Source organism: Rheinheimera sp. MMS21-TC3 (assembly GCF_032229285.1).
GTDB lineage: Bacteria > Pseudomonadota > Gammaproteobacteria > Enterobacterales > Alteromonadaceae > Alishewanella.
On record NZ_CP135084.1, the window covers coordinates 2,404,122 to 2,424,692 of the forward strand.

General features: G+C 41.1%; 27 protein-coding genes. 11 read left to right on the plus strand and 16 right to left on the minus strand.

Features of this window, described 5'->3' with window-relative positions:
- Positions 1-66: 66 nt before the first annotated feature.
- A complete protein-coding gene (nadB, locus tag RDV63_RS11700) occupies positions 67-1,668 on the plus strand; it encodes an L-aspartate oxidase (RefSeq protein ID WP_313909673.1) in 1,602 nt (533 codons plus the stop codon).
- Between the two features lie 34 nt (positions 1,669-1,702).
- On the opposite strand, the gene RDV63_RS11705 is transcribed toward nadB, so the two are convergent.
- Positions 1,703-2,077: a protein YgfX gene (locus RDV63_RS11705; protein WP_313909674.1), complete on the minus strand. Its 375-nt coding sequence runs from the start codon at positions 2,075-2,077 to the stop codon at positions 1,703-1,705.
- 55 nt (positions 2,078-2,132) lie between these two features.
- Positions 2,133-2,384 (minus strand): succinate dehydrogenase assembly factor 2, encoded by a 252-nt coding sequence (locus RDV63_RS11710; protein ID WP_313909675.1) that lies wholly within the window; start codon positions 2,382-2,384, stop codon positions 2,133-2,135.
- 150 nt (positions 2,385-2,534) lie between these two features.
- Between RDV63_RS11710 and ygfZ the strand changes: the two genes are divergently transcribed.
- The 6 genes from ygfZ to dbpA all read left to right on the plus strand — a co-directional run bounded on the left by ygfZ (position 2,535) and on the right by dbpA (position 8,119).
- Positions 2,535-3,536 carry a tRNA-modifying protein YgfZ gene (gene ygfZ / locus RDV63_RS11715; RefSeq protein WP_313909676.1) on the plus strand — a complete coding sequence of 334 codons (1,002 nt, stop codon included), beginning with the start codon at positions 2,535-2,537 and terminating at the stop codon, positions 3,534-3,536.
- Between the two features lie 13 nt (positions 3,537-3,549).
- Positions 3,550-4,035: a peptidylprolyl isomerase gene (locus RDV63_RS11720; RefSeq protein WP_313909677.1), complete on the plus strand. Its 486-nt coding sequence runs from the start codon at positions 3,550-3,552 to the stop codon at positions 4,033-4,035.
- A 129-nt stretch (positions 4,036-4,164) separates the two neighbouring features.
- Positions 4,165-5,178, plus strand: coding sequence for a DUF2804 domain-containing protein (locus RDV63_RS11725; protein ID WP_313909678.1), 1,014 nt, complete (start codon positions 4,165-4,167; stop codon positions 5,176-5,178).
- A 100-nt stretch (positions 5,179-5,278) separates the two neighbouring features.
- Positions 5,279-6,229 carry a M23 family metallopeptidase gene (locus RDV63_RS11730; RefSeq protein ID WP_313909679.1) on the plus strand — a complete coding sequence of 317 codons (951 nt, stop codon included), beginning with the start codon at positions 5,279-5,281 and terminating at the stop codon, positions 6,227-6,229.
- Positions 6,133-6,582 (plus strand): polymer-forming cytoskeletal protein, encoded by a 450-nt coding sequence (locus RDV63_RS11735; RefSeq protein WP_313909680.1) that lies wholly within the window; start codon positions 6,133-6,135, stop codon positions 6,580-6,582. The genes RDV63_RS11730 and RDV63_RS11735 overlap by 97 nt, the downstream gene beginning before the upstream one ends.
- A 157-nt stretch (positions 6,583-6,739) precedes the next feature.
- Positions 6,740-8,119 (plus strand): ATP-dependent RNA helicase DbpA, encoded by a 1,380-nt coding sequence (dbpA, locus tag RDV63_RS11740; RefSeq protein ID WP_313909681.1) that lies wholly within the window; start codon positions 6,740-6,742, stop codon positions 8,117-8,119.
- Between the two features lie 23 nt (positions 8,120-8,142).
- Here dbpA and arfB read toward each other — a convergent pair whose 3' ends face one another.
- On the minus strand, positions 8,143-8,562 hold the full coding sequence (arfB, locus tag RDV63_RS11745) for an alternative ribosome rescue aminoacyl-tRNA hydrolase ArfB (protein ID WP_313909682.1): 420 nt from the start codon (positions 8,560-8,562) through the stop codon (positions 8,143-8,145).
- Positions 8,563-8,742: 180 nt separating this feature from the next.
- On the opposite strand from arfB, the gene RDV63_RS11750 reads away from it, so the two are divergent.
- From RDV63_RS11750 to RDV63_RS11760, 3 genes are all read left to right on the plus strand, one after another.
- Complete coding sequence (locus tag RDV63_RS11750; protein ID WP_313909683.1) at positions 8,743-9,756, plus strand: DUF5924 family protein; 1,014 nt, start codon at positions 8,743-8,745, stop codon at positions 9,754-9,756.
- A 69-nt stretch (positions 9,757-9,825) separates the two neighbouring features.
- Positions 9,826-10,716, plus strand: coding sequence for an alpha/beta hydrolase (locus RDV63_RS11755; RefSeq protein WP_313909684.1), 891 nt, complete (start codon positions 9,826-9,828; stop codon positions 10,714-10,716).
- 3 nt (positions 10,717-10,719) lie between these two features.
- Positions 10,720-11,853 carry a sigma-70 family RNA polymerase sigma factor gene (locus tag RDV63_RS11760; protein WP_313909685.1) on the plus strand — a complete coding sequence of 378 codons (1,134 nt, stop codon included), beginning with the start codon at positions 10,720-10,722 and terminating at the stop codon, positions 11,851-11,853.
- A 30-nt stretch (positions 11,854-11,883) separates the two neighbouring features.
- Here the strand turns inward: RDV63_RS11760 and RDV63_RS11765 are convergent, their stop codons facing one another.
- From RDV63_RS11765 to RDV63_RS11790, 6 genes are all read right to left on the minus strand, one after another.
- The gene (locus RDV63_RS11765; protein WP_313909686.1) at positions 11,884-12,822 is read right to left on the minus strand and encodes an HAAS signaling domain-containing protein; all 939 of its coding nucleotides are present in this window, start codon (positions 12,820-12,822) and stop codon (positions 11,884-11,886) included.
- The gene (locus RDV63_RS11770) at positions 12,822-13,169 is read right to left on the minus strand and encodes a PadR family transcriptional regulator (protein WP_313909687.1); all 348 of its coding nucleotides are present in this window, start codon (positions 13,167-13,169) and stop codon (positions 12,822-12,824) included. Before RDV63_RS11770 ends, RDV63_RS11765 begins: the two co-directional genes overlap by 1 nt.
- 182 nt (positions 13,170-13,351) lie before the next feature.
- Entirely contained in the window at positions 13,352-13,579 is a 228-nt protein-coding gene (locus RDV63_RS11775) for a hypothetical protein (protein WP_313909688.1), read from the minus strand.
- Positions 13,579-13,830, minus strand: a complete 252-nt coding sequence (locus tag RDV63_RS11780) for a hypothetical protein (RefSeq protein ID WP_313909689.1) — start codon at positions 13,828-13,830, stop codon at positions 13,579-13,581. Before RDV63_RS11780 ends, RDV63_RS11775 begins: the two co-directional genes overlap by 1 nt.
- A gap of 32 nt (positions 13,831-13,862) precedes the next feature.
- The gene (locus tag RDV63_RS11785; protein WP_313909690.1) at positions 13,863-14,363 is read right to left on the minus strand and encodes a hypothetical protein; all 501 of its coding nucleotides are present in this window, start codon (positions 14,361-14,363) and stop codon (positions 13,863-13,865) included.
- 3 nt (positions 14,364-14,366) lie between these two features.
- On the minus strand, positions 14,367-14,678 hold the full coding sequence (locus RDV63_RS11790; protein ID WP_313909691.1) for a DUF883 domain-containing protein: 312 nt from the start codon (positions 14,676-14,678) through the stop codon (positions 14,367-14,369).
- A gap of 530 nt (positions 14,679-15,208) precedes the next feature.
- Between RDV63_RS11790 and RDV63_RS11795 the strand changes: the two genes are divergently transcribed.
- On the plus strand, positions 15,209-15,547 hold the full coding sequence (locus RDV63_RS11795; RefSeq protein ID WP_409934834.1) for a CarD family transcriptional regulator: 339 nt from the start codon (positions 15,209-15,211) through the stop codon (positions 15,545-15,547).
- A gap of 299 nt (positions 15,548-15,846) precedes the next feature.
- Here RDV63_RS11795 and RDV63_RS11800 read toward each other — a convergent pair whose 3' ends face one another.
- The 7 genes from RDV63_RS11800 to RDV63_RS11830 all read right to left on the minus strand — a co-directional run bounded on the left by RDV63_RS11800 (position 15,847) and on the right by RDV63_RS11830 (position 20,522).
- The gene (locus tag RDV63_RS11800; RefSeq protein WP_313909692.1) at positions 15,847-16,116 is read right to left on the minus strand and encodes a hypothetical protein; all 270 of its coding nucleotides are present in this window, start codon (positions 16,114-16,116) and stop codon (positions 15,847-15,849) included.
- Between the two features lie 605 nt (positions 16,117-16,721).
- A complete protein-coding gene (locus tag RDV63_RS11805; protein WP_313909693.1) occupies positions 16,722-16,850 on the minus strand; it encodes a hypothetical protein in 129 nt (42 codons plus the stop codon).
- The gene (locus tag RDV63_RS11810; RefSeq protein WP_313909694.1) at positions 16,850-17,032 is read right to left on the minus strand and encodes a hypothetical protein; all 183 of its coding nucleotides are present in this window, start codon (positions 17,030-17,032) and stop codon (positions 16,850-16,852) included. The genes RDV63_RS11805 and RDV63_RS11810 overlap by 1 nt, the downstream gene beginning before the upstream one ends.
- Complete coding sequence (locus tag RDV63_RS11815) at positions 17,025-17,336, minus strand: BrnT family toxin (RefSeq protein WP_313909695.1); 312 nt, start codon at positions 17,334-17,336, stop codon at positions 17,025-17,027. The genes RDV63_RS11810 and RDV63_RS11815 overlap by 8 nt, the downstream gene beginning before the upstream one ends.
- A 123-nt stretch (positions 17,337-17,459) precedes the next feature.
- Positions 17,460-17,906, minus strand: a complete 447-nt coding sequence (locus tag RDV63_RS11820; protein ID WP_313909696.1) for a hypothetical protein — start codon at positions 17,904-17,906, stop codon at positions 17,460-17,462.
- A 100-nt stretch (positions 17,907-18,006) separates the two neighbouring features.
- Positions 18,007-18,873, minus strand: a complete 867-nt coding sequence (locus RDV63_RS11825; protein WP_313909697.1) for an alpha/beta hydrolase — start codon at positions 18,871-18,873, stop codon at positions 18,007-18,009.
- Positions 18,874-19,358: 485 nt separating this feature from the next.
- Entirely contained in the window at positions 19,359-20,522 is a 1,164-nt protein-coding gene (locus tag RDV63_RS11830; RefSeq protein WP_313910415.1) for a serine hydrolase domain-containing protein, read from the minus strand.
- Positions 20,523-20,571 lie beyond the last annotated feature (49 nt).

Consider the following 20,571-nt stretch of genomic DNA (forward strand, 5'->3'; position numbering starts at 1 on the left):
ATAGTTCTGATATGTTTGCCAAAAAAGCTACAATAGCCCGACTTTGACTGCAAACAAGTGTATAGCATGAAGCAAGCAAAAGAATATCTTTGTGATGTATTAATTATTGGCAGCGGTGCTGCAGGTTTATCTTTAGCATTACAACTAGCTGAAAATGCAAAGGTTTTGGTGCTAAGTAAAGGCCCCTTACGGGAAGGTTCTACCTTGTATGCACAAGGTGGCATAGCGGCTGTTTTTGATGAAAATGACAGTATAGACTCACACGTTAGTGACACTTTAGTTGCTGGCGCCGGCTTATGTGACCTTGCTGCAGTACAATTTACTGCCAGCAATGCTAAAAAGGCAATGCAATGGCTTATTGCTCAAGGTGTGCCTTTTGATCAATATCATGATGATGACGGTAAACTTAAATACCACTTAACCCGTGAAGGCGGCCATAGCCATAGGCGTATTTTGCATGCTGCCGACGCTACTGGCCAAGCCGTGCAATTAACCTTAGTAGAACAGGTTAATGCCCATAAAAACATTCAACTACTCGAAAACTATAATGCCATTGATTTAATTAACGGCAAAAAAATTGGCTTAGACCCAAAACGCTGTTACGGCGCTTATGTCTTAAACACTGCCAGTGGCAAAGTTGAACTTATTCGCTCACGCTTTGTTGCCTTAGCAACCGGCGGTGCTAGTAAAGTATACCTATATACTAGTAACCCTGATGTCGCCAGCGGTGATGGTATTGCTATGGCATGGCGTGCCGGTTGTCGGATTGCAAATATGGAGTTTAATCAATTTCATCCCACTAGTTTATATCACCCTGATGCGCCAAACTTTTTAATTACTGAAGCCATGCGAGGAGAAGGCGCTTATTTATTACGCCCTGATGGCAGTCGCTTTATGCCCGACTTTGACCAACGTGCTGAACTTGCACCACGCGATATCGTTGCCCGAGCTATTGATTTTGAAATGAAGCGATTAGGCGCAGATTGTGTTTACTTAGATATTAGCCATAAACCTAAAGAGTTTATTATTGAACACTTCCCGACTATTTATGCAAAATGTTTAAGTATTGGTATCGATATTAGCCAACAGCCTATACCCGTTGTACCTGCAGCTCATTACACATGCGGCGGTGTCTTAACCTCATTAAATGGCCAAACAGATATAACCAATTTATATGCCATAGGTGAAGTGGCTTACACCGGCTTACATGGTGCTAACAGGATGGCCAGTAATTCTTTATTAGAGTGTGTAGTATTTGCCCAAGCTGCGGCTAAACATATCTTACAACAATTAGATAAAACTTCGCCGCTAGCCAATGTTCCCGCTTGGGATGATAGCCGAGTAAGCGATTCAGACGAAGAAATAGTTATTAGTCATAACTGGCACGAACTACGTTTATTTATGTGGGATTATGTAGGTATAGTACGAACGAATAAACGCTTAGCACGCGCCTTACATCGAGTAGAATTATTACAACGCGAGATTAATGAGTACTATAGTAATTTCCATATTAGCCATAACCTGTTAGAACTAAGAAATTTAGTCCAAGTAGCAGAACTGATTATTCATAGTGCTATGCAACGCAAAGAAAGCCGTGGCTTACACTACAATTTAGATTATCCTGACTTATTAGCAGAAAGCTTACCTACTATTCTAACCCCTAAGTAATCTTCCTTAAGTAGCAACTAGCCATTGTTAGTTGCTACTTAAGGTTAGTTGCTTGGCTGGTTGGCCAATTACTTTGATTAATCTGCCGTGCTAAGGCGCTAAACTGTTCAGGCTGGCATTGATCGGCAAAAACCCACTGCTGTAATAACGCTTGCTGCTGATCGCTATACCAATTAATACGCAATACATATTGGCTAACTAAACCGCCCTGTTTTAATCGGCCTGTTGCATTTTTTGGCGCAAACCAAGATATATCGCCATCAGAATTTAGCGTGGCTAATTGTTTAACCTGGGAATTTAGGCTCTGATGACAAGACAACCAGACAACATAATAACCTAGTAATAAAGGTGCAACCACCCACCAACCACTTATTGCTACGGGGTTAGCTAATAATAAAATCAGTGGCAAAGGCAACACTAGCCACAATAATCTACGGGCTAGTGTTGAGGGGATAAGACAAATATTATACTCGGACACGATCCAGGATCACGGCCACTAAAGCCTGTAAAGCAGGATCTTTAGCTTGGCCATGTCCCATAAACCAACTAAATAGATCCGGATCATCCGCCGCTAGTAAGCGCTCAAAGTCATGTTTTTGTTCTAGGCTTAGCGCATCATAACCATCTTCAACAAAAGGCGCTAATAATACATCTAGCTCAAGCATGCCGCGGCGACATGCCCAGCGTAATCTTGGTTTAATCATCAATTCTGTCATACATCACCTTATGCGAGGCTCAGATTTAAATGAGCATGATACAAAAACATAGATTCTAACAAATTTTCAGTCTTGGGGTTGAGCTTTTAGTTGTATTCCCCAATGATTATACTATCTATCAACATATGGGTTAAATTAGCTGAGCTTATTATGCATACATCATGGTTAACTGCTGAACATTATGCTGGGCTATCTACAGAGCCTAAGCAAGCATTTATTGCGCCTTTACCGGCTTTTGATACTCTTAACATTAGTGGTATCGACAAAATTAAATATATGCAAAGTCAAACCACTTGTGATATCCAGCGGTTGGATGACACAACTTTTTTACGTGGCGCTCACTGTGATGCTAAAGGTAAAATGTGGTCACAATTTCATATTTGTTATGCCACAAACGACAACGCAACAGACACAGATACTACGCCATTAATTGTTATTGCCTTTCGAGACGAGCTAGCAGCCTCAACCGAACAATGGCAAAAATTTGGTGTTTTTTCAAAAGTTACCTTTAGTTCAGGTCAGGACCAATATGCTGTCTTTGGTATTGGTGGTAGCGACAGTGAACAAGTAAAAACCTTAATTAGCCAGTTAGGTTTTGACTTGCCCGAAGTGGGCCAATTAAATCGGCATAATAAGGCGCTGTTACTGCGTTTAGCCGATAAGCATTTTCTTATGTTGCAGCCAGTAAATGCTGCACAGCAACTTATGGAACAAACCTTGCCCTTAGCTGCACCAAACTTATGGTTAGCTGAGCATATTCGTTGCGGTTTTAGTTATCTTGAACAAAGTTTAATTGGCCAGCTGGTACCGCAAATGCTCAATTTACAAGCCATAGATGCTATTAGCTTTACCAAAGGTTGCTATATGGGCCAAGAAACAGTAGCTCGGCTTAAATATCGTGGTGGTAACAAAAGGGCCGCCTTTATACTTAAAGCCCAAACCGATGAATTGCCAGCAGCTGGCACTAGCATCGAACTGCAACTTAATGAAAACTGGCGCCGGAGCGGCCAGGTTGTTAACGCAGCTAATATCAACAATCAATTATGGTTGATAGCGGTACTGCCAAATGACATAACGCCGGCAGATTCATTGCGGTTAAGTAGCGACAATGCGCCGTCGTTACAAATAGTACCGTTACCTTATTCCTTATAAAACAGAGGTTTTCATGACCATTTCTCAAGACAAAGTTGTCGCCATCCACTATACCGTTACTAACCCAAATGGTGACGAATTAGATTCATCTAAAGGTGGCGAACCTTTAGTCTTTCTATTTGGCCACGGCTCATTAATTCCAGGTTTAGAGCAAGCACTAATGGGTAAAGCTAGCGGCGATACCTTTAAAGCAGATATTCCAGCTGCACAAGCTTATGGCGAACGTCATGATGCCCTAACCCAAGCTGTACCTAAAACCATGTTCGAAGGTATGGAAGTAGCAGCTGGCATGCGTTTTCGTGCTGCAGGCCCTGAAGGCCAAGAGCAATCCGTTATCGTATTAGAAGTGACTGACGACGAAGTTATCGTTGATGGTAATCATCCATTAGCTGGTATTGATTTATCTTTTGATGTTGAAGTTATCCAAGTACGCGATGCGACCGAAACCGAGCTAGAACATGGCCATGTCCATGGTATTGATGGGCAAGCTGAACATTAATTAAAACCCAATCTAGAGATTGGCTTAAGCCATTTTTGCTATTCTCTAGATTGCTTTACCCTACACTTCCTTGCTAGATATCAGCAAAGTATGCTTTGATGGCTTACCGCTATTTATATGTGCTTTACTATGACTAATCAGCTTGCTAGCAATATACTTATCAATTCGCAAGGTCAGCCACGTTTTGGCTATTTTGACTCGCCAATAACCGATCTCGCGTTAAAACAGTTTGCTTATCACACTGTGATGGACCAGCCTGCCTCTCGATTAGCTAAGTTTTTGCACTTTAAACAATTTCAATTTATTAGTATTAGTCATCCTGATTGGCAAATTGGTATCGCCATTGCCGATATTCGTTATGCTGGCAATGGGTTTTGCTATTTTTACCAACGACAACAAAATATCTTAGATGAAATTAGCATAATTAAGCCATTTAGCTTAGGCCTTAGCATGAGTCAGTCCCCAGTACAGGGCTGCGCAACAATTAAAGCCAAGCAGCAGATTAAAATATGCTTAGATAATTATAATTGGCACCTAGAACTTAGTGGGCCTATGTTTAACGGCAAAATTAGCCTGCACGGTGCAACTAGCGCACAACCCCTAGCTATGTGTAGCCCTACTGGCTATAACGGTTGGACTTACACTCAAAAACATAATGCTTTAACTATCAGCGGTAATTTAAGCTATAAAGATCAAATTTTAGACTTAAACCAAGCTTTAGCTGGTTACGACTTTTCAGCAGGTTATATGCGCCGCGAAACAAGTTGGCGCTGGGGCAGCATCAATGCACAGCTACCTGAGGGGCAGTTTGGTTTAAACCTAGCCTCAGGTGTAAACGAAACAGGTTTTAGCGAAAATGTATTGTGGCTAAATGGTCAAATACAACACTTACCTGCTGTAGATATTCAATTTGATAAGTTTCAAGACAACGCAAATTGGTATTTCAATAGCACTAATAACAAGCTGCAACTTACCTTTACACCTTTTACTGCTCGCCAAGAACGACTTAATCTGGGCCTAGTGATAAGTAATTTTCGCCAGTTTTGTGGAGTTTTCAATGGTGTAATTATAACTAAAGAAGGTGATGAGCTGATACTAAATCAGGTACCTGGCTTAGCTGAAAATCACTTTGCTCGTTGGTAAGCCCTTACTAGTATACTGCCAAAATACTTGACTCTGACTACAAAGCACCCTATTTTGGCTGACTAATTATATTTTAACCATTGAGCCAGAACCAAATTAGATGAAAGATCGTATTATCATTTCTGTTTCTACCATCAGTGGTACACGGCATTTTAATATTAGCACCTTGTTTAAACGCAACGCTATTATTGCCCTTTGGCTGCTATTATTTGGCCTAGTTATTACAGCGGGAGTCATTGATTACTTACTACGTACCGTTGATAACACACAGCTGCAGCGTAAAGAATTAGCCTTACAAGCCAGCAACTTAAAAAATGAAATTGTTAGCTTGCAACAAAGTAAGCAACAATTGGCTCAAGAGTTAGCGCTTAAAAAAGATGAAATGCTGCAAGTCGTAAATCGTGTTGGCGAAATTGAATTAGCACTAGGGCTTGAACTGCAGTTTCCCCAAAATTTAGAAACTAGATTAGACACCGCTTCTGTTAACTCAACCGCACGCCAAGCTATGCTGCAATTAGTGCCTAATGGCTCGCCGCTAGATTTTCAGCGCCGCTCTTCTCGTTTTGGCAAACGCCATCATCCTATTGTAGGTAAGCAGCAGCACCATAAGGGTGTTGATTTATCAGCTAAGCGCGGAACACCTATTTATGCCCCTGCCGACGGTGTTGTTGAAGTTGTAAGAGCCAGTAAAAGCGGCTATGGTAACCTACTTAAAGTTCGCCATGCTTTTGGGTTTTCTTCTTTATATGCTCATTTAGATGACTTTAAAGTTAAGAGTGGTACCTTTGTTCATAAAGGCCAACTAATTGCTACCTCGGGTAATACAGGGCTATCTACAGCCCCACATTTACATTATGAAATACATTTTCTTGATCGAGCGCTTAATCCACAAAGTTTTATGGATTGGGATGCGAGTAATTTCGATCTCGTATTTGAACAAGAACGGAGTATTAAATGGGATTCTTTAGTAAGCATGCTGCAAACAAAGGCCAGCAGTCAACTCCAACTATCATCGCTCAAGGATGTACAGTTAACGGCAATATCAGATTAACCTGTGATCTACATATTGATGGATTTATTGAGGGTAAAATTGTTAGTGATAAAACACTCACTATCAGTGCAAGTGGCCGCGTTAAAGGCGAAATAACTGCTGATAAAGTAGTTATTAATGGGTTGTTTGAAGGTGATTGTTACGCTAATACAGTAGATATCCTGTCTAATGGTAAAGCACATGGTTCTATGCATACTGATGATCTATGTATAGAACGCGGCGGCAGCTTCTTTGGCGAAACGCTGCCAACAGCTGATGAAAAAGTCATTAGCTTAGCTACAACAGCAAAATTAGATAAAGCAGAGCCCAGTTTGATGGATAATGAAAAGTCTGCTACAAAATCTAAATTATAATGACTCTATAAATCGTCTAAAGTTAACTTTTGCTATAACTATTATATTTTAGTGTTGAATAAAACAGCGCATCATTAATGCAAACCTCTAAAGTTCTGCTACAATGCCGCCCCTTTGCTGGCAGCTGCCTGCAGTACTTATTTATGCGGAGCCAAGCATGACCCAACAAGCATTTTCAACCTTAAACTTACCTAGCGCTTTATTGACTAATTTAACCGATCTGGGTTACAACAAAATGACCGAGATCCAAGCCGAAGCCTTACCTGCTGTATTAGCGGGTAAAGATGTTATTGCCAAAGCAAAAACCGGCTCAGGTAAAACCGCTACCTTTGGTTTAGGCATTTTAGCTAAATTAGATGTAAAGTATTTTCGTGTGCAAAGCCTAGTGCTGTGCCCTACCCGTGAGTTAGCAGACCAAGTTGCTGCTGAATTACGTAAGTTAGCCCGCAATATTCATAATATTAAAATTCTTACCTTATGTGGCGGCGTGCCAATAGGCCCGCAAATAGGCTCATTAGAGCACGGCGCCCACATTATTGTTGGCACCCCAGGGCGCGTAATTGATCACTTAGAAAAAGGCCGCTTAAGTCTTAAAGATTTAACGACTTTAGTGTTAGATGAAGCCGATCGTATGTTAGAGATGGGCTTTCAAGCAGACTTAGACTTAGTAATTAGTAAAGCGCCAACGCCGCGGCAAACCTTATTATTTAGTGCAACTTACCCAACAGCCATTGCTCAACTTAGCCAACGTTTACTCCATAAACCAGTTGAAATTACTATTGCCCATCAACATGATAACAGCAGTATTAGCCAGCAGTTTTTTCAAGTTAACGATCAACGTAGCCGGTTAAAAGCTCTATATAATTTATTACTGCACTACCAGGGGCAAAGTAGCATTGTTTTTTGTAATACTAAGCGTGAAACTCAAGACGTGGCCGATGCCCTGCAACAATATGGCTTTAGCGTTTTAGCACTGCATGGCGATATGGAACAAAAAGATCGCGATCAAACTCTAGTGCAATTTGCCAATGGCAGCGCCTGTATCTTAGTCGCTACCGATGTCGCAGCCCGTGGTTTAGATATCGATAACGTAGATGCTATTTTTAATTACCAACTGGCCCACGATGCTGACACCCATATTCACCGCATTGGCCGCACTGGTCGTGCTGGACAAAAAGGTATGGCGTTAAGTTTGTTCACAGCAAGTGACGCTGCTAAATTACTACCTATTGAAGATAATTTAGGCATTACCATTGCAGCTAAAGAACTACCTGAGCCAGATAATCAACTGCAACCTGCTGTGCCATTAATGGCAACATTGCAACTCGATGCTGGTAAAAAGCATAAGATCCGCGCTGGTGATATTGTTGGTGCGTTAACAGCAACTAAGCAATTAACTAACGATGATTTAGGTAAAATTCAGCTACATGATATGTGGAGCTTTGTTGCTGTAAAACGCTCGGCGGTTAAACTCGCTTTACAGTTAATTCAGCAGCGCAAAATTAAAACCAAATCGGTTCGCGCTAGAATGCTTTAAGCTGATAAGTTATCAAGATCAGATTAAAAGTCGGGTTTATTTTGGCGCAGCGCTTTGGTTGCGCCTCTTTGCTTTTTGCTAGCTAACCGACGTTGTTTACTGCCATAACTTGCCTTAGTGGCAATACGTTTTTTTACCACTACAGTTGCCGCATTAATTAACGCTATAAATTGGGTTAATGCGACTTCTCGGTTCATTTCTTGGCTGCGTGTTTGCTGGCTTTTTATAATGACTTTGCCACTTTTACTAATTCTATGATCAGTAAAGGCTAATAACCGTTGTTTATAAAATTCGGGTAATGAAGAGGCATTTATATCAAAAATTAATACCACAGCAGTAGAAACCTTATTTACATGCTGTCCTCCTGCGCCTGAGGCACGAACAAACTGCCACTCTATTTCACTATCGGCTAACTGAATATCTTTTGTTATCTCTATTGCCATTGTTATCCTTATTGTCTAATGCACGATCTGAACATATTCTAATTGCAGTAACAAGTGCTAGCTTAGTTTCTTGCTAGGCCTTACTTTATTTAAGCAAAAATATCAGCAAAGTGATTTCTACTATACAATTAGCCAGATACAGCTATTGTTCAACACCCTTAAGCGGAGTTTGGTTGCTTAATGAAGCATGTTAAAAGTCTAATTAATCAATTTACATATTTAATGCAAAATCGGCCAGGCTTAATGGCAGCTCTAGCCTTTAGCTCTGGCTTAGCTAGTTATGTGTTAGTTGAACGCAAAGAGTCACTCGCCCAGTTTATTGCCTTATTTTTACTACTTAGTTGGTTATGGTTACTAATTGATAATTGGTTACGCGACCGAGTGGAGCAACGCTTTGGTGTGGCTTTATCGCCTAATATTATGCGCTTTGCCTTACAGATGGTGCATCAAGAATGCCTATTTTTTGCTTTACCTTTCTTTCTTGCTGTAACAAGTTGGGATCATCCGCAGGCCGTTTTCACAGTATTAATTATGCTGTGTGCAGTTATTTCCTTAATTGATCCTCTTTATTATAAAAAGTTGGCGCCAAACCGCACCCTTTTTGTGCTATTCCATGCCTTTGCTTTATTTGTGGTATTACTGGTTATTTTACCTATTTTACTCAACCTTACTACAAGCCAAAGTTTAGCCACGGCTTTAATTACTGCAGTAGCATTAACTATTCCCAGTTTGGGTCAGTTAGTTATAAATGGCCATTGGTGGCGTCTGCCCTTACTGGTGTTTATGCTTTGTATATTTAGTGGCGGCTTATGGTTAGTACCCAGCTGGGTGCCGCCAGCTGCTTTACGCTTAACCGGTATAACCTTGTCACACCAAGTAGATTTAGAACAACGTAAACCCGGCGTTAGTATTAAAGAGCTAGAAGCCTATACTTTACATCATCAAGGCTTATATAGCTGGACAGCCGTTAAAGCTCCTCGCGGTTTAAATGAAAAAATATTTCATGTCTGGCTACTAAATAATAAAGAAGTTGACCGCATCACTCTAGATATTAGTGGTGGCCGAGAACAAGGTTACAGAGCTTGGACTCATAAGCTAAACTTCCCCAAAAATGCAGTGGGGCAATGGCAAGTTAAAGTAGTAACAGAGTCCGAGCAACTCATTGGCTTAACCAAGTTTACTGTTACACCTTAATAATTTTTGTCACAGTACACATAGTTGGCGGTACTTAGTTATGAACGCTTTCAAAACTAAGGAACAATAATGAGAATATCCACCCAATTATTAAGTCTATTTAGCCTTTGCCTCTGTATTTTTATTGGTACGCTAACAGCCAAGGTAAATGCGGCAACAGCTAACAGCTTTAGTGTTGAGATTATAGGCCAAGGCCGGCCTGTAATTATGATCCCAGGCTTAATGTCTAATACCGAGGTCTGGCGTCCTACCGCACAACTACTGGCAACTAAGTACCAACTGCACTTAATCAATATTGCGGGATTTGCTGGCAATCCACCTATCACAGGTGAATTGCTGCCAAAGGTTAAACAAGAACTACTAGCCTACATTGAGCAGCAGCATCTTGAGCAACCAGCAGTTATAGGCCATAGTTTAGGTGCCTTTATGGCATTTAGCTTAGCCAGCACAGCACCAGATAAAATTGGTACTATTATCGCTGTAGACGGCTTACCTTTTCTTGCCCCTATTTTCACTCAAAATGTGGATACCAGTGCAGCTATGATGCAACAACAAGCTGATTATGTGCGCCAGCAATATCAACAAATGAACAAAGAGCAATTAACAGCCGTCACCTCGCAAGGTTTGTTTATTCATGCCAAAAGTGAAGCTCATCAGCAACAAGTATTAAAAATGGCAATTGCGTCTGATGCCGCTAGTGTCGGACAAGCCTTGTATGAATTGCTAACAACAGATTTGCGACCTGAAGTGCATAAAATTCAAAGTAAGGTACTGCTATTAGGGGCCAGCGGTGCTTTACAAACTCAAGAGCAACAAAATGCAGCTAGGGCTTTATATCAACAACAAATAGCTACTATTACCAATGCAAAATTAGTGTTTAATCAAGAATCTCGGCATTTTATTATGCTAGATCAGCCAGACTGGTTAAATCAGCAAATAATAACTGCACTTCAGGAGTAAATTATGAGTATTTCAATGACCGAACAACAACTTATCCCTGATGTTTCAGCAGCACAACATGGTGATATAAAGGCTTATGAGCGTTTAGTTGCATACTGTCAACGCAGTGTTAGTAGTATTGCGCTTGCTATTGTTAAAGACTTGGATGCCAGTGAGGATATTACTCAACAAGTATTTATTCATATTTGGCAGCAATTAAAAACACTGCAAAATCCAGCTAGTTTCTTACCATGGACCAGACAAATCACCCGTTATCGCGCTTATAATTACCTAAGAGATAACAAAGCTAATATCAGCATAAAAGGTCAAGCTGCAGATACTTTACTGGCAGAATTTACCACCAACACTGAGTCAAGCTTTATGCTAAACGACGAACTGGGAGACCAACTGGTCAAAGAGCAGCAAAACAAAATTATGGCTAACTTTATTAACCAGTTGCCTGAAGATAGCCGGGAAATTGTTATACTCTTTTACCGTGAAGAGCAAAATAGCCAACAAGTTGCTGCGCTCTTAGGTTTAAGCGAGAGTAATGTACGTAAAAAGCTGCAGCGGGTACGCCAATTATTAAAAGAGCAGTTACTGGCAAAATATGGCAAGCTTATTCTTAGCACGGCACCAGGCCTAGGCTTAACTAGCGCTATTTGTAGCTCGCTAACCCTAGCCAGCCCTCCTTTAGCGGCAGCCTCTGTCAGTGCAGCCAGCAGTCAGGCTAGTGGTATTAGCAAACTATTACTAGTATTCGGCGGCGCTATGTTTAGCGCTGTAGCAGGCGTCATCGCTATTATAGGCGGTATGCATAAGCCAATTAAAAATGCCAACAATGCTCAGCAAAAGCAGCAATTAATTTTTGTCCGTAATGCTAGCGTTGTCTGGGTTTTATTATGTGGTCTCTTATTAACTGCAGCTTATGAATTTACAACTGGTGCTTGGGGGCCTATAACCGCTTTTAGCATATTATGTGCGGGCTTTATGGTCAGTACCACTAAAGTGTATCAATTAACAGCAACACAACAACGGGCCAAAGGCATAAGCCATTACCGTAAAAATTTATTTTGGTGTGTATTTGGCATCTTATTTGGTTTAGGCGCTGGCTTTGCCGGTTTAATTATTGGCTTAATAAACAGTGGCCGCCTATAGCGGCCAGTGTTTATAGCCTTAGTGCATTTTTTAGCGGCGGCGTAATCGTATTACGTCGCGTATTACTTCGTAAGCTGGCCAACAAGCGCCAATAAGTAATGCCCATATAGCAGCGTGCTGTAATCTTTCCCAGCCATAGATATTTGGCCAATTCTGCTGGTCAATTTGTAATAGTGGGCCGTTGAAAGCTAAATACAGCATTATTACTACAAAACCGATATTCAGCACAATATTCAGCAGTTGCATGCCCTTGTTCCATTGCCTAGCACTTAGCTGCCATAAACTAAGCAATATACCCACAACTAATAGCGGTAAGCCCATTAGCAACACCTGTTGTGTGTGTGCTGTTAGCCATACCGTTTTACCGGCCAAGTCGTCTGGTGACAACAGTAGCAAATAGCTAATAACTGCCAGTAAAAAAGTATCGGTTATTAAATCGGTAACAATATCTTGCAGTGAAATATGCTGTTTGCTAGCCTGCAACGAAGGTAGCTGCTCTACCTGCCATTCTTTAGCCTGTTGTAAATACTGTGGTTTAGCTCTGGATATGACGATAAAACTTAGCGTTATAGCGGTAAAAGCAAAACACGCATTGTTAATAAAGCCGCTTAATATGCTTTTTAGGAACAGCAGCAAACCAAAGTCGTGTTGTAGCCAGTTGGCCGTGCTATCAAACACTTGCAATACCAACAAAATACCCAACACCATATACAATGTATAACGATAAATTTGTATGTTAGCGCTAGCAATTAACGGTGCTATAGGCGCAAACTGCTGTGCAACTTGGCTCGGGTGCCCCATAGCTTTTAACACCAAAGCAATAGCACTATCAGTTAATGGCCCGTTTTGCTCTGCTTGTGCATCTAGCTGGTCCATAATATTAGCTTCTAATTCGCGGCCAATTTCTTCACGCTTATTGTCTGGCAGTTCGCGCTGCACGGCCGCCACATAACGTTTAACTAAATCCATTATTCTATCTCCCCACTGTTAGCTAATAACAATTTACCTATTGCGTTATTAAGATTTTGCCATTCATCAGTAAGTTGCGCTAACAGCTGGCTGCCTAGCTCAGATAACTGATAATAACGGCGTTCACGCCCTTCACCTTGTCGCCACTCACTGGTAAGCAATGCTTGCTCGGCCAAACGGCGGATCAGCGGATATAAGGTACCTTCATCTATATCAACGCCACCGTCTTGTAGTTGCTTTCGCAGTGAGTAGCCATAATGCGGTTGCTTTAACGAGGCTAAAACCGCCAACACTAAAACACCACGACGTAGCTCTAAACGCATTTTATCTAATTTTGCAGCTGTCATTTTGACTCCAAGCAAGCTCACTCATACTGTGCACCACACACTATACAACACATACTATGTGTCACATAGCATTAAAGCAAGCTTTTTATGACTAAAAATATAAGATTATTTACAGTTATTTGTTATCAATTAAGTTTTGAAGTTGAGAATAAGATGGGAGGGTTTGACAGATGGCTATCGATTTAGCTTGGTTTTTTGCAATGTGCTCGCAAAATACGTAGCAAGGCCTTTTCTTCCGCTTGTAACTTTTCGCCTTGTTTAGCTGTGTAGGGCTGGCGCAATTTTTTCTGAATATCTTTACGTTGCTGATTTAAACGCTGGCAATGCTCACGGCTATACTGAGTATTAGCATAGCTACTGTTAATCACCAGCATAAGTAAAGCAAAGATGCTGCAACGAATTAGCCACATTACAAAAACTGCCTTAGCCAACTAAAACCTAAAGTACTACGAACCGTTTTTACTATACTATTATGCCGCATTTGCATTAATGCCCCTGCAGCAAAACTTAGCACTAAACCTGGAGTTGAACCTAAAAACTGCAAACTACGCTGCTTTAATAGCCACTTTTCAGCCTGTAAAAGCTTCTGTTGCTGTTGCCACTGTAAAGCATTATTGGCAACTCTTTGCTGCTGTTTTTTTATTAAGTTGGCAATTAACATTACTTTCTCCGCAAACTATTATAAGTTTTACCCTAGTCAGATTTAGCAGTGTCTGTATTTTGCTTTGTAAACTGGTTAGTGCTAAATAACTGACTTAGCTGATTTAATGTCTGTTTTAAGCCTACTTGCTTAAATAAGTAGCGCATACTGCGCCAGCACCAGATTAAGGCTAAGACTTGCAGTACAATTAATATAGCCACAGCGGCTAAAACAGAATTTAACAACTGAAACATAGCCATACCTATTAAGGCTAAGATGCTTCCCCATAACATAATAAGGCCTGCTCCAAAGCACACTAATATGGCTGTCGCTAAGGTTAAACTTCGTACCGATAGCACCCACTCTGCTTTTGCTTGCTGTTTAACTAAATCTGTTTGCACCTTATATTGCTGCGCCACTGAACTGGCTAGCGCAGCAATTTCAGCAATATCATCCAAGGTCTTTTCTATACCAGAACCTTTTGCTTTATCCGCAGGCTTAGCTGCTTCTGAAGCAAACGGCTCTGCCCCTTGCTGAGTGTCTTGCTCTGACATTAACTACTTACCGCGACGTAAAAGTGCAGTAAGTAACACACCAGCGGCAAAAGCAATACCTGCCGCAGCTACTGGGTTTTCAGAGGCAAAAGTACGAGTGCGCTGGTAACCACTTTCTAATTGCTGCTGCAACTGCTCTTGCCGCTGATGCCAAGCTTCACTTGATTCAGACGCTGTTTTACGAATGGTCTCTTCTGCGTTTGCCGCTTTAGTCGACATTGCATCAACAGCATGATGTGCCGCTGCTGCCGCTTTTTCAGTTAAAGGTGAGCCAAACTCATTTACATCTGTTTTATTCTTAGTTGAATTAGCCATAATATACCTCCTTAAAACTTAAGATTAGCAGTACAACTGCAAAATCCCAGTATACTGCCTGCCCTATAACTTAAAGCAAATTACAGGCCAACAAATAAAGGCTTTTAAAATCAATGCATTAAGCCAAGAAGAAAATATAAACTATAATTAATACTTTTAATATCAGTAGCTGTTACTACCATTAAGTAATTTTTACCGACAGCAAGCTTAAGCTTAAATACATAACCACTATGCCACAAAAAAACAACAATTAATAAGACCTTAATGCCCCTTAAATTAGCCCAACTTGCATTTTGCAATGATATAGTGTAACATATTGATTGTGTTATTATTTTAATCTGTGATTATATTTCTAGAACAAGGAGAGTATTATTACTATTAATAAAGGTGATCGTATTTATCATCCCGGTCATGGTATCGGTATCGTAAAGTTTATTGGTAAAAAAAGCTTTTCTGGTGACAGCAAAGCCAAGTTTGTCAAACTCTACTTCGAACGCAACGACCTCACTTGGTTAGTTCGCGCTAACGACATGCCAAGTTCTATTCGCAATATTATAAGCGCCAAAGAGGCCAGAAAAATTATTAGCCACTTACAAAACTGGCAAGGTAAAGTTAGCGAACAATGGAAAGTTAGAGCAACAGCTAACCAAGCCGCTATAGAAAAGGGTGACCCCTTTGGCTACGCTGAAGTCGTAAAAGGCTTAACTGTTATGCAAGAACAGAACCCACTTAGCGCAACTGATCGCAAGCATTTAAATCGCGGCTTAGAATACTTATGCGAAGAGCTAGCCGACGCTTTAGGTAAAACTCACGAAAGAGTCCGCCAACTAATAGATAAAGCTACAGCCTCACAACCCTCAGTTGCCTAAAGCAACTAAAGCCATAATAGATTGGCATTTTTAAGCTATATAATCTTGGCTTTGACAACTTTTCTACTTTTTTCAATTAAGCTTTATTAATATAGCAGTATCTAACGCCTAAGATAGCACCCCTATGCTATCTGGGCGTGCTATCTGGCTAGCGCAGTTAACTACAACTATTGCCAAGCTATCCTTACCAGAAAAACTGTCGGCCCTGGAGTAAAGCATTTTGTTATAATTCATTTACTATAAGAAACAACTGGGTCCCCTCTTCTTTCAGCACTACATCAAACCCTTTGAAATATTTATTATATGTTACTACGATTAGCTAAATTTTTTTTATACTTTCGTTCGCTATAGTGCCAAGTTAGCAAGCCATAAACTACTCCCGCTAATAGCCAAACTATACAATGAGTTATGGCGCTCTTTGACGTAAAACCATCTGTAAATGGCTTGTTTATAAAAGCCATAAATATCAACATTGGTAAGCCCCATAACAAGACACCAGTAACTAGAACAAATTTTAGTTTTCCTTTTGTTCGTGTTTTTTCCCATGCTTTAAATTGATCATCTTTCATTAAATTTAACATCCAAGTTTAAATAACACATAAAGCCCCGCGCATACGCGCTAACTTGTGCGCCCCACAGGCACAGCAGGCATCTAATGACGAGATTTGTTATAAACTTTCATTGCTGCTAAAAGCAAAAATAATTGCTGATGAACTGAGAGATAATATAACTGTCTTTGAAGTCAAAACACTACTCCCCAAACCAAATAGATATAAATAATAATTAGAAAAAACGCCATACTCTCGGTTTACCTAACACATTTATAAACGGCTCGCATCCAGTGAAACCCACGTTTTTTTTGTGGACGGAACGAGGTTTGATAAATTAGTTAGGCCATATAGTAGAGCCATGGAGCCAATCATGAGAGCTTACTCCACTCCTGTGAACTAGGGAGGGTATCAAGCGCCTTTTTGCTAGCAAAGAACCGCGCCCACAGTTTTTACACACAATCTTAATTTGAATAAAAAGAAGTACAGAAATAAATATTAAGGGAAGAAAACTCTCCAAGTATTAATTATCTCCTTTACGTATAACGCCCGCCACAAACGCGAGCAACTTGTTGCGAGTCGAGCGCCCAAAGGGCGCGTTTTTGATGGCGATTGTTAGTGGCCTTTCAGTCCTCAGACTTGGGCTTTGATTTTTCTTCTTTCTGCTGTTTATACAACAATGCGAAGTTCGATTTTCCCTTCATCTTACGCAACTCTTCTAATGTCGCGCGTGTCTTTCCTGCAACCTTTTTCATTATTTTCTCCTAACTAGTTCAAATTGCTTTAGTTCTTCATCCGTTAGCTGGTAAAGATCTGGATCTTCAGCAATTTGCTTATCAATTTCTTCTTCTGTGGTTTCGTTGAATTTCTTTGCATCAGATAGACTTTTAAGCTTTCGAATTTGCTGCAATGTTAATCGTGTTGTCTGTTCAGGCATTTTTTAATCCCTCGGAAAAAGTCCTCGTTTCATATTGCTGAATGTCTTTTTTCTTAGCGCGGCGTACTGAGATAATTCTGTTTACGTGTTTACCTTCGGAATACACCCGCACTGTATATACAACGAACAAGATGCCTAGCGACCCGCGGCCAATAGTCTGATATCGTTGCTCCCCGTAGTCCTTCCGGTTATCCTCCCTTACTTGGCGTAAAGGGTCATCCCAAATTAAAGCGGCATCGATAAAGTCGATACCTCGTTCGAAAAGCGTCGTTTGTCTCTTGGATTCATCCCACTCAAATTCCATCTTATCTCCTTGTGTATTGTTAAAACTCTGTACTTGAATAGCCACTAACGCAAAGCACACGGGCGACGAGCCGCACAGCGGGTTGGCGTCCCAGCGACCAACGGGAGCGAGTGATGCGTATTGTTAGGCATTTTTCACACCTAAAACTGACCACTGCTGCCAAGAACCTAGAGCAAACAGACCGCCAATAAACAAACATATACCAGAACTAATTAACCAAAATGTCAGGCTGTTTTCTGGGAACATTGGCATTAACCCGACGAAGGAAACTCCACGAAGTAAAAAGATACCAGTAATGAGGATTAGCGCTAGTTTTGTCAGTGGTAAACGTTTAATTACGCCCGCGCCCGAAAGGCCATAAAGCGCCCAAACCAAAAGCACCATGACAATGACAGAGGTTACAATTGTCGGATACCAAAGCTCTTGCTCTGCCATCCGAGCCATCTGTTCGCCTGCACCAAAGAAACGATACCAATCGCCCCCGAATACAATACAGCCCAGATGAGCAAATGCAGCAGCGAAACAACATATCGCCGCAGCCAGAAGATATTTATTACTAACAGAATGCATCTTTCCTCCGTGAATGCCTAACGCCCAAATTTAGCGCGGAAAGCCGCGCAGCGGGTTGACGTCGCAGCCAGCGCTGTTTGCTGGCGATAAAATTTTTTTGTTAGCTGCCTTTGCTTTGTTTTGGAATAGCTTTTTGAAGACCATCCGTTAGTAACACCGCAAAGGCGCTTTGATGAGTCAATCCTGACAATATTTTGGATTGGATGCTTAAGCCTTGATAATCTCGTGATTTTAACTGATTCTCGAATGCATGCATTTCCTCTACCATACTACCTTCTTCACTACCGATGTACATGAATACACTTGCTTTCATGGCCTTATTATTTTTTGCAAAGTCACTTTCCAGCCGAAACATCGCTTTGTTGTCATACCAGAACGATGGACTACCTAAGATGTAGTAGTCAAATAGTTCGGCATTAGTGATCAAGATGTTGGCGCCAAGCAAACCGCCATATGAATGACCAACAAATATTTTTTTATCCTGTCTGATTCGGTATGTTTGACTAATCAGAGGTAAAACCTCATCTGAAATGAAACTAATGTACTGACTGGCTTTACCTGAATACTTCTGAACGTCGAGCGAATGCCCCCTTTTTTCATTTGGGGCATATGTTGGTGTGTAGTCTCTTGTGCGACTAAGCAAAGGGTTATGCCCTTTGGAATATGAAATCCCTACAATAATGACATCCTCGATGTCTCGGCCTGCCATCAGATGAACAATGCCGCTCGCCACTGCAACTGAATAACCTGTGTCGTTTAATAATACCAGCGGGTATTTTTTGTTATTTTCTGAGTAATCGTTAGGCAGGCGAATATACAGTTCATACTCCAATCCGCTTACTTCAGATTTTATATTCAGGGTATGCGTATTTCGAATTTTAAATTCAGTACTCTCTTTAGCGCATAGCGGCACTGAGAAAAAAATAACTAGAGCAAAAGCCAACTTAATAAACTTAGAAAGCATCATTTTCCTTAAATGTGTGAAGGTTAACCACAGCTAACGCCCAAAGCAAGCGCGCGGTACGCGTCGCCATGCCTTTGTTTGTTAGCAGCCTACGCCAAAACTTGCGCGGCTTGCCGCACTAGCAAACCTAAACAACGGCAGACTGCTTTTAATTAAAACTAAACCAGTTAACTGCGAAACAGCGCGCCAACCGGAACTTGTAAAACTGTTTAAACGAAGCCTCAAAGAACAACGCCACTGTGCCAACAAAGATTGCACTAAACACACAAACTGGCGTACTTTAATGGCTTGGTTTTGCTGCTATAGAAAACGAAACACGAGCAAAGCCAAAATAAAACTACAAACTGAATCCGTTAAAACCCGAAAACCTGCTAACGCCCGCGTAAAGCGCGCGAGGTACGAGCGTCGCATTTAACGCGATTGTTATGCTCTCTTTGCATGGTTAAAAACTAACACCGGATGACAAAATTTAAAATCACCCAGTTTTGTCATTGAATATACTCTTTGCGAACAACATTTGATAATTTAGGCATCAAGCTTTGCTGTAATGGAGTATTAGTCACGTACATTAAAACCACACCGTCATCAACATAATTATAGATATCCATATCAAAGAAATCGTTTGCGCCACCATGATTGATTATTCTTCGCGTACCAGCCTGATTCGCCCTAACCATCCAGCCATACCCATAAAATATTCCCGAAGTCACCTCAACATACGGAGAATACAGTTTATCTTTTGAAGCTTCAGACAAAATCGAGTTGTTTGCAAGAGCCAAGTACCAAAGGTGGAGATCATTTAGAGTGGACAGTAAGCCACCATTGCCATGCAGAGACCACCAAGGTCCATCTTTTGCCCAAGATTGCTCAAGAGGCGTTCCCCATCGGTCGCTTCTTCCAAAAACAGAACCGACACCAGCCAGCAATCGATGATGGCGATAACGTGAGTCTCTTTGATAACCAACAATGAAGTCTTGCTCACTCCATGAAGGAATTCGATAGCCTGTATTGTTCATACCTGCAGGTAAAAATAGATGTTCATGCAAAAAAGCTTCATAGCTTTGATTACTAGCTTTCTCGATAACAAGAGCTAGCAAGCTGAAACCAATGTTCGAGTAATTAAAGGTTTCACCAGGCCTTGAACGAAGTCGCGAGTTAAGTGCATGCTGCTCAAGCTGTTGACGGGTTGCTGGTGTGTAATCGCCTTTGTAGTTTGCTTTGAAGCCTGCCGTATGAGTTAAAAGTTGATGCAGTGTAATACCTTGTTTTTCAGCAGGCACATTATGGAAGAATTGCTCAAGCGTATCATGTACTGACAGAGCGCCTTGCTCTTCGAGCTTTAGAATGGCTGCTGCAGTAAACTGCTTCGTCATAGATAAGATATCGACAACAGTATCAGCAGTAAAAGGTCGTTTATCTTCCTTGTCGGCATAACCAATGCCTTGCTCAAACAGCTTCGCTTGACCTTTAGCTACAAGAACCATACCCGAAAAACCAGAAGTCTTAGCATCCTCATACCAGTCAATCAGCGGCTGTCGGGTATCAACACTGGATGCTGCGCTAGCAATCAGTCGATCATTTTCGGGTTCATCTGGCTTGCTGTTGGCTATTGAACACGAAGAAATTAGTGTTAGTGATAGCAGGCCGATCACAATTTTCAATGCATACTCCTTTTTGCATAACGCTTAGCACACGGGCGAC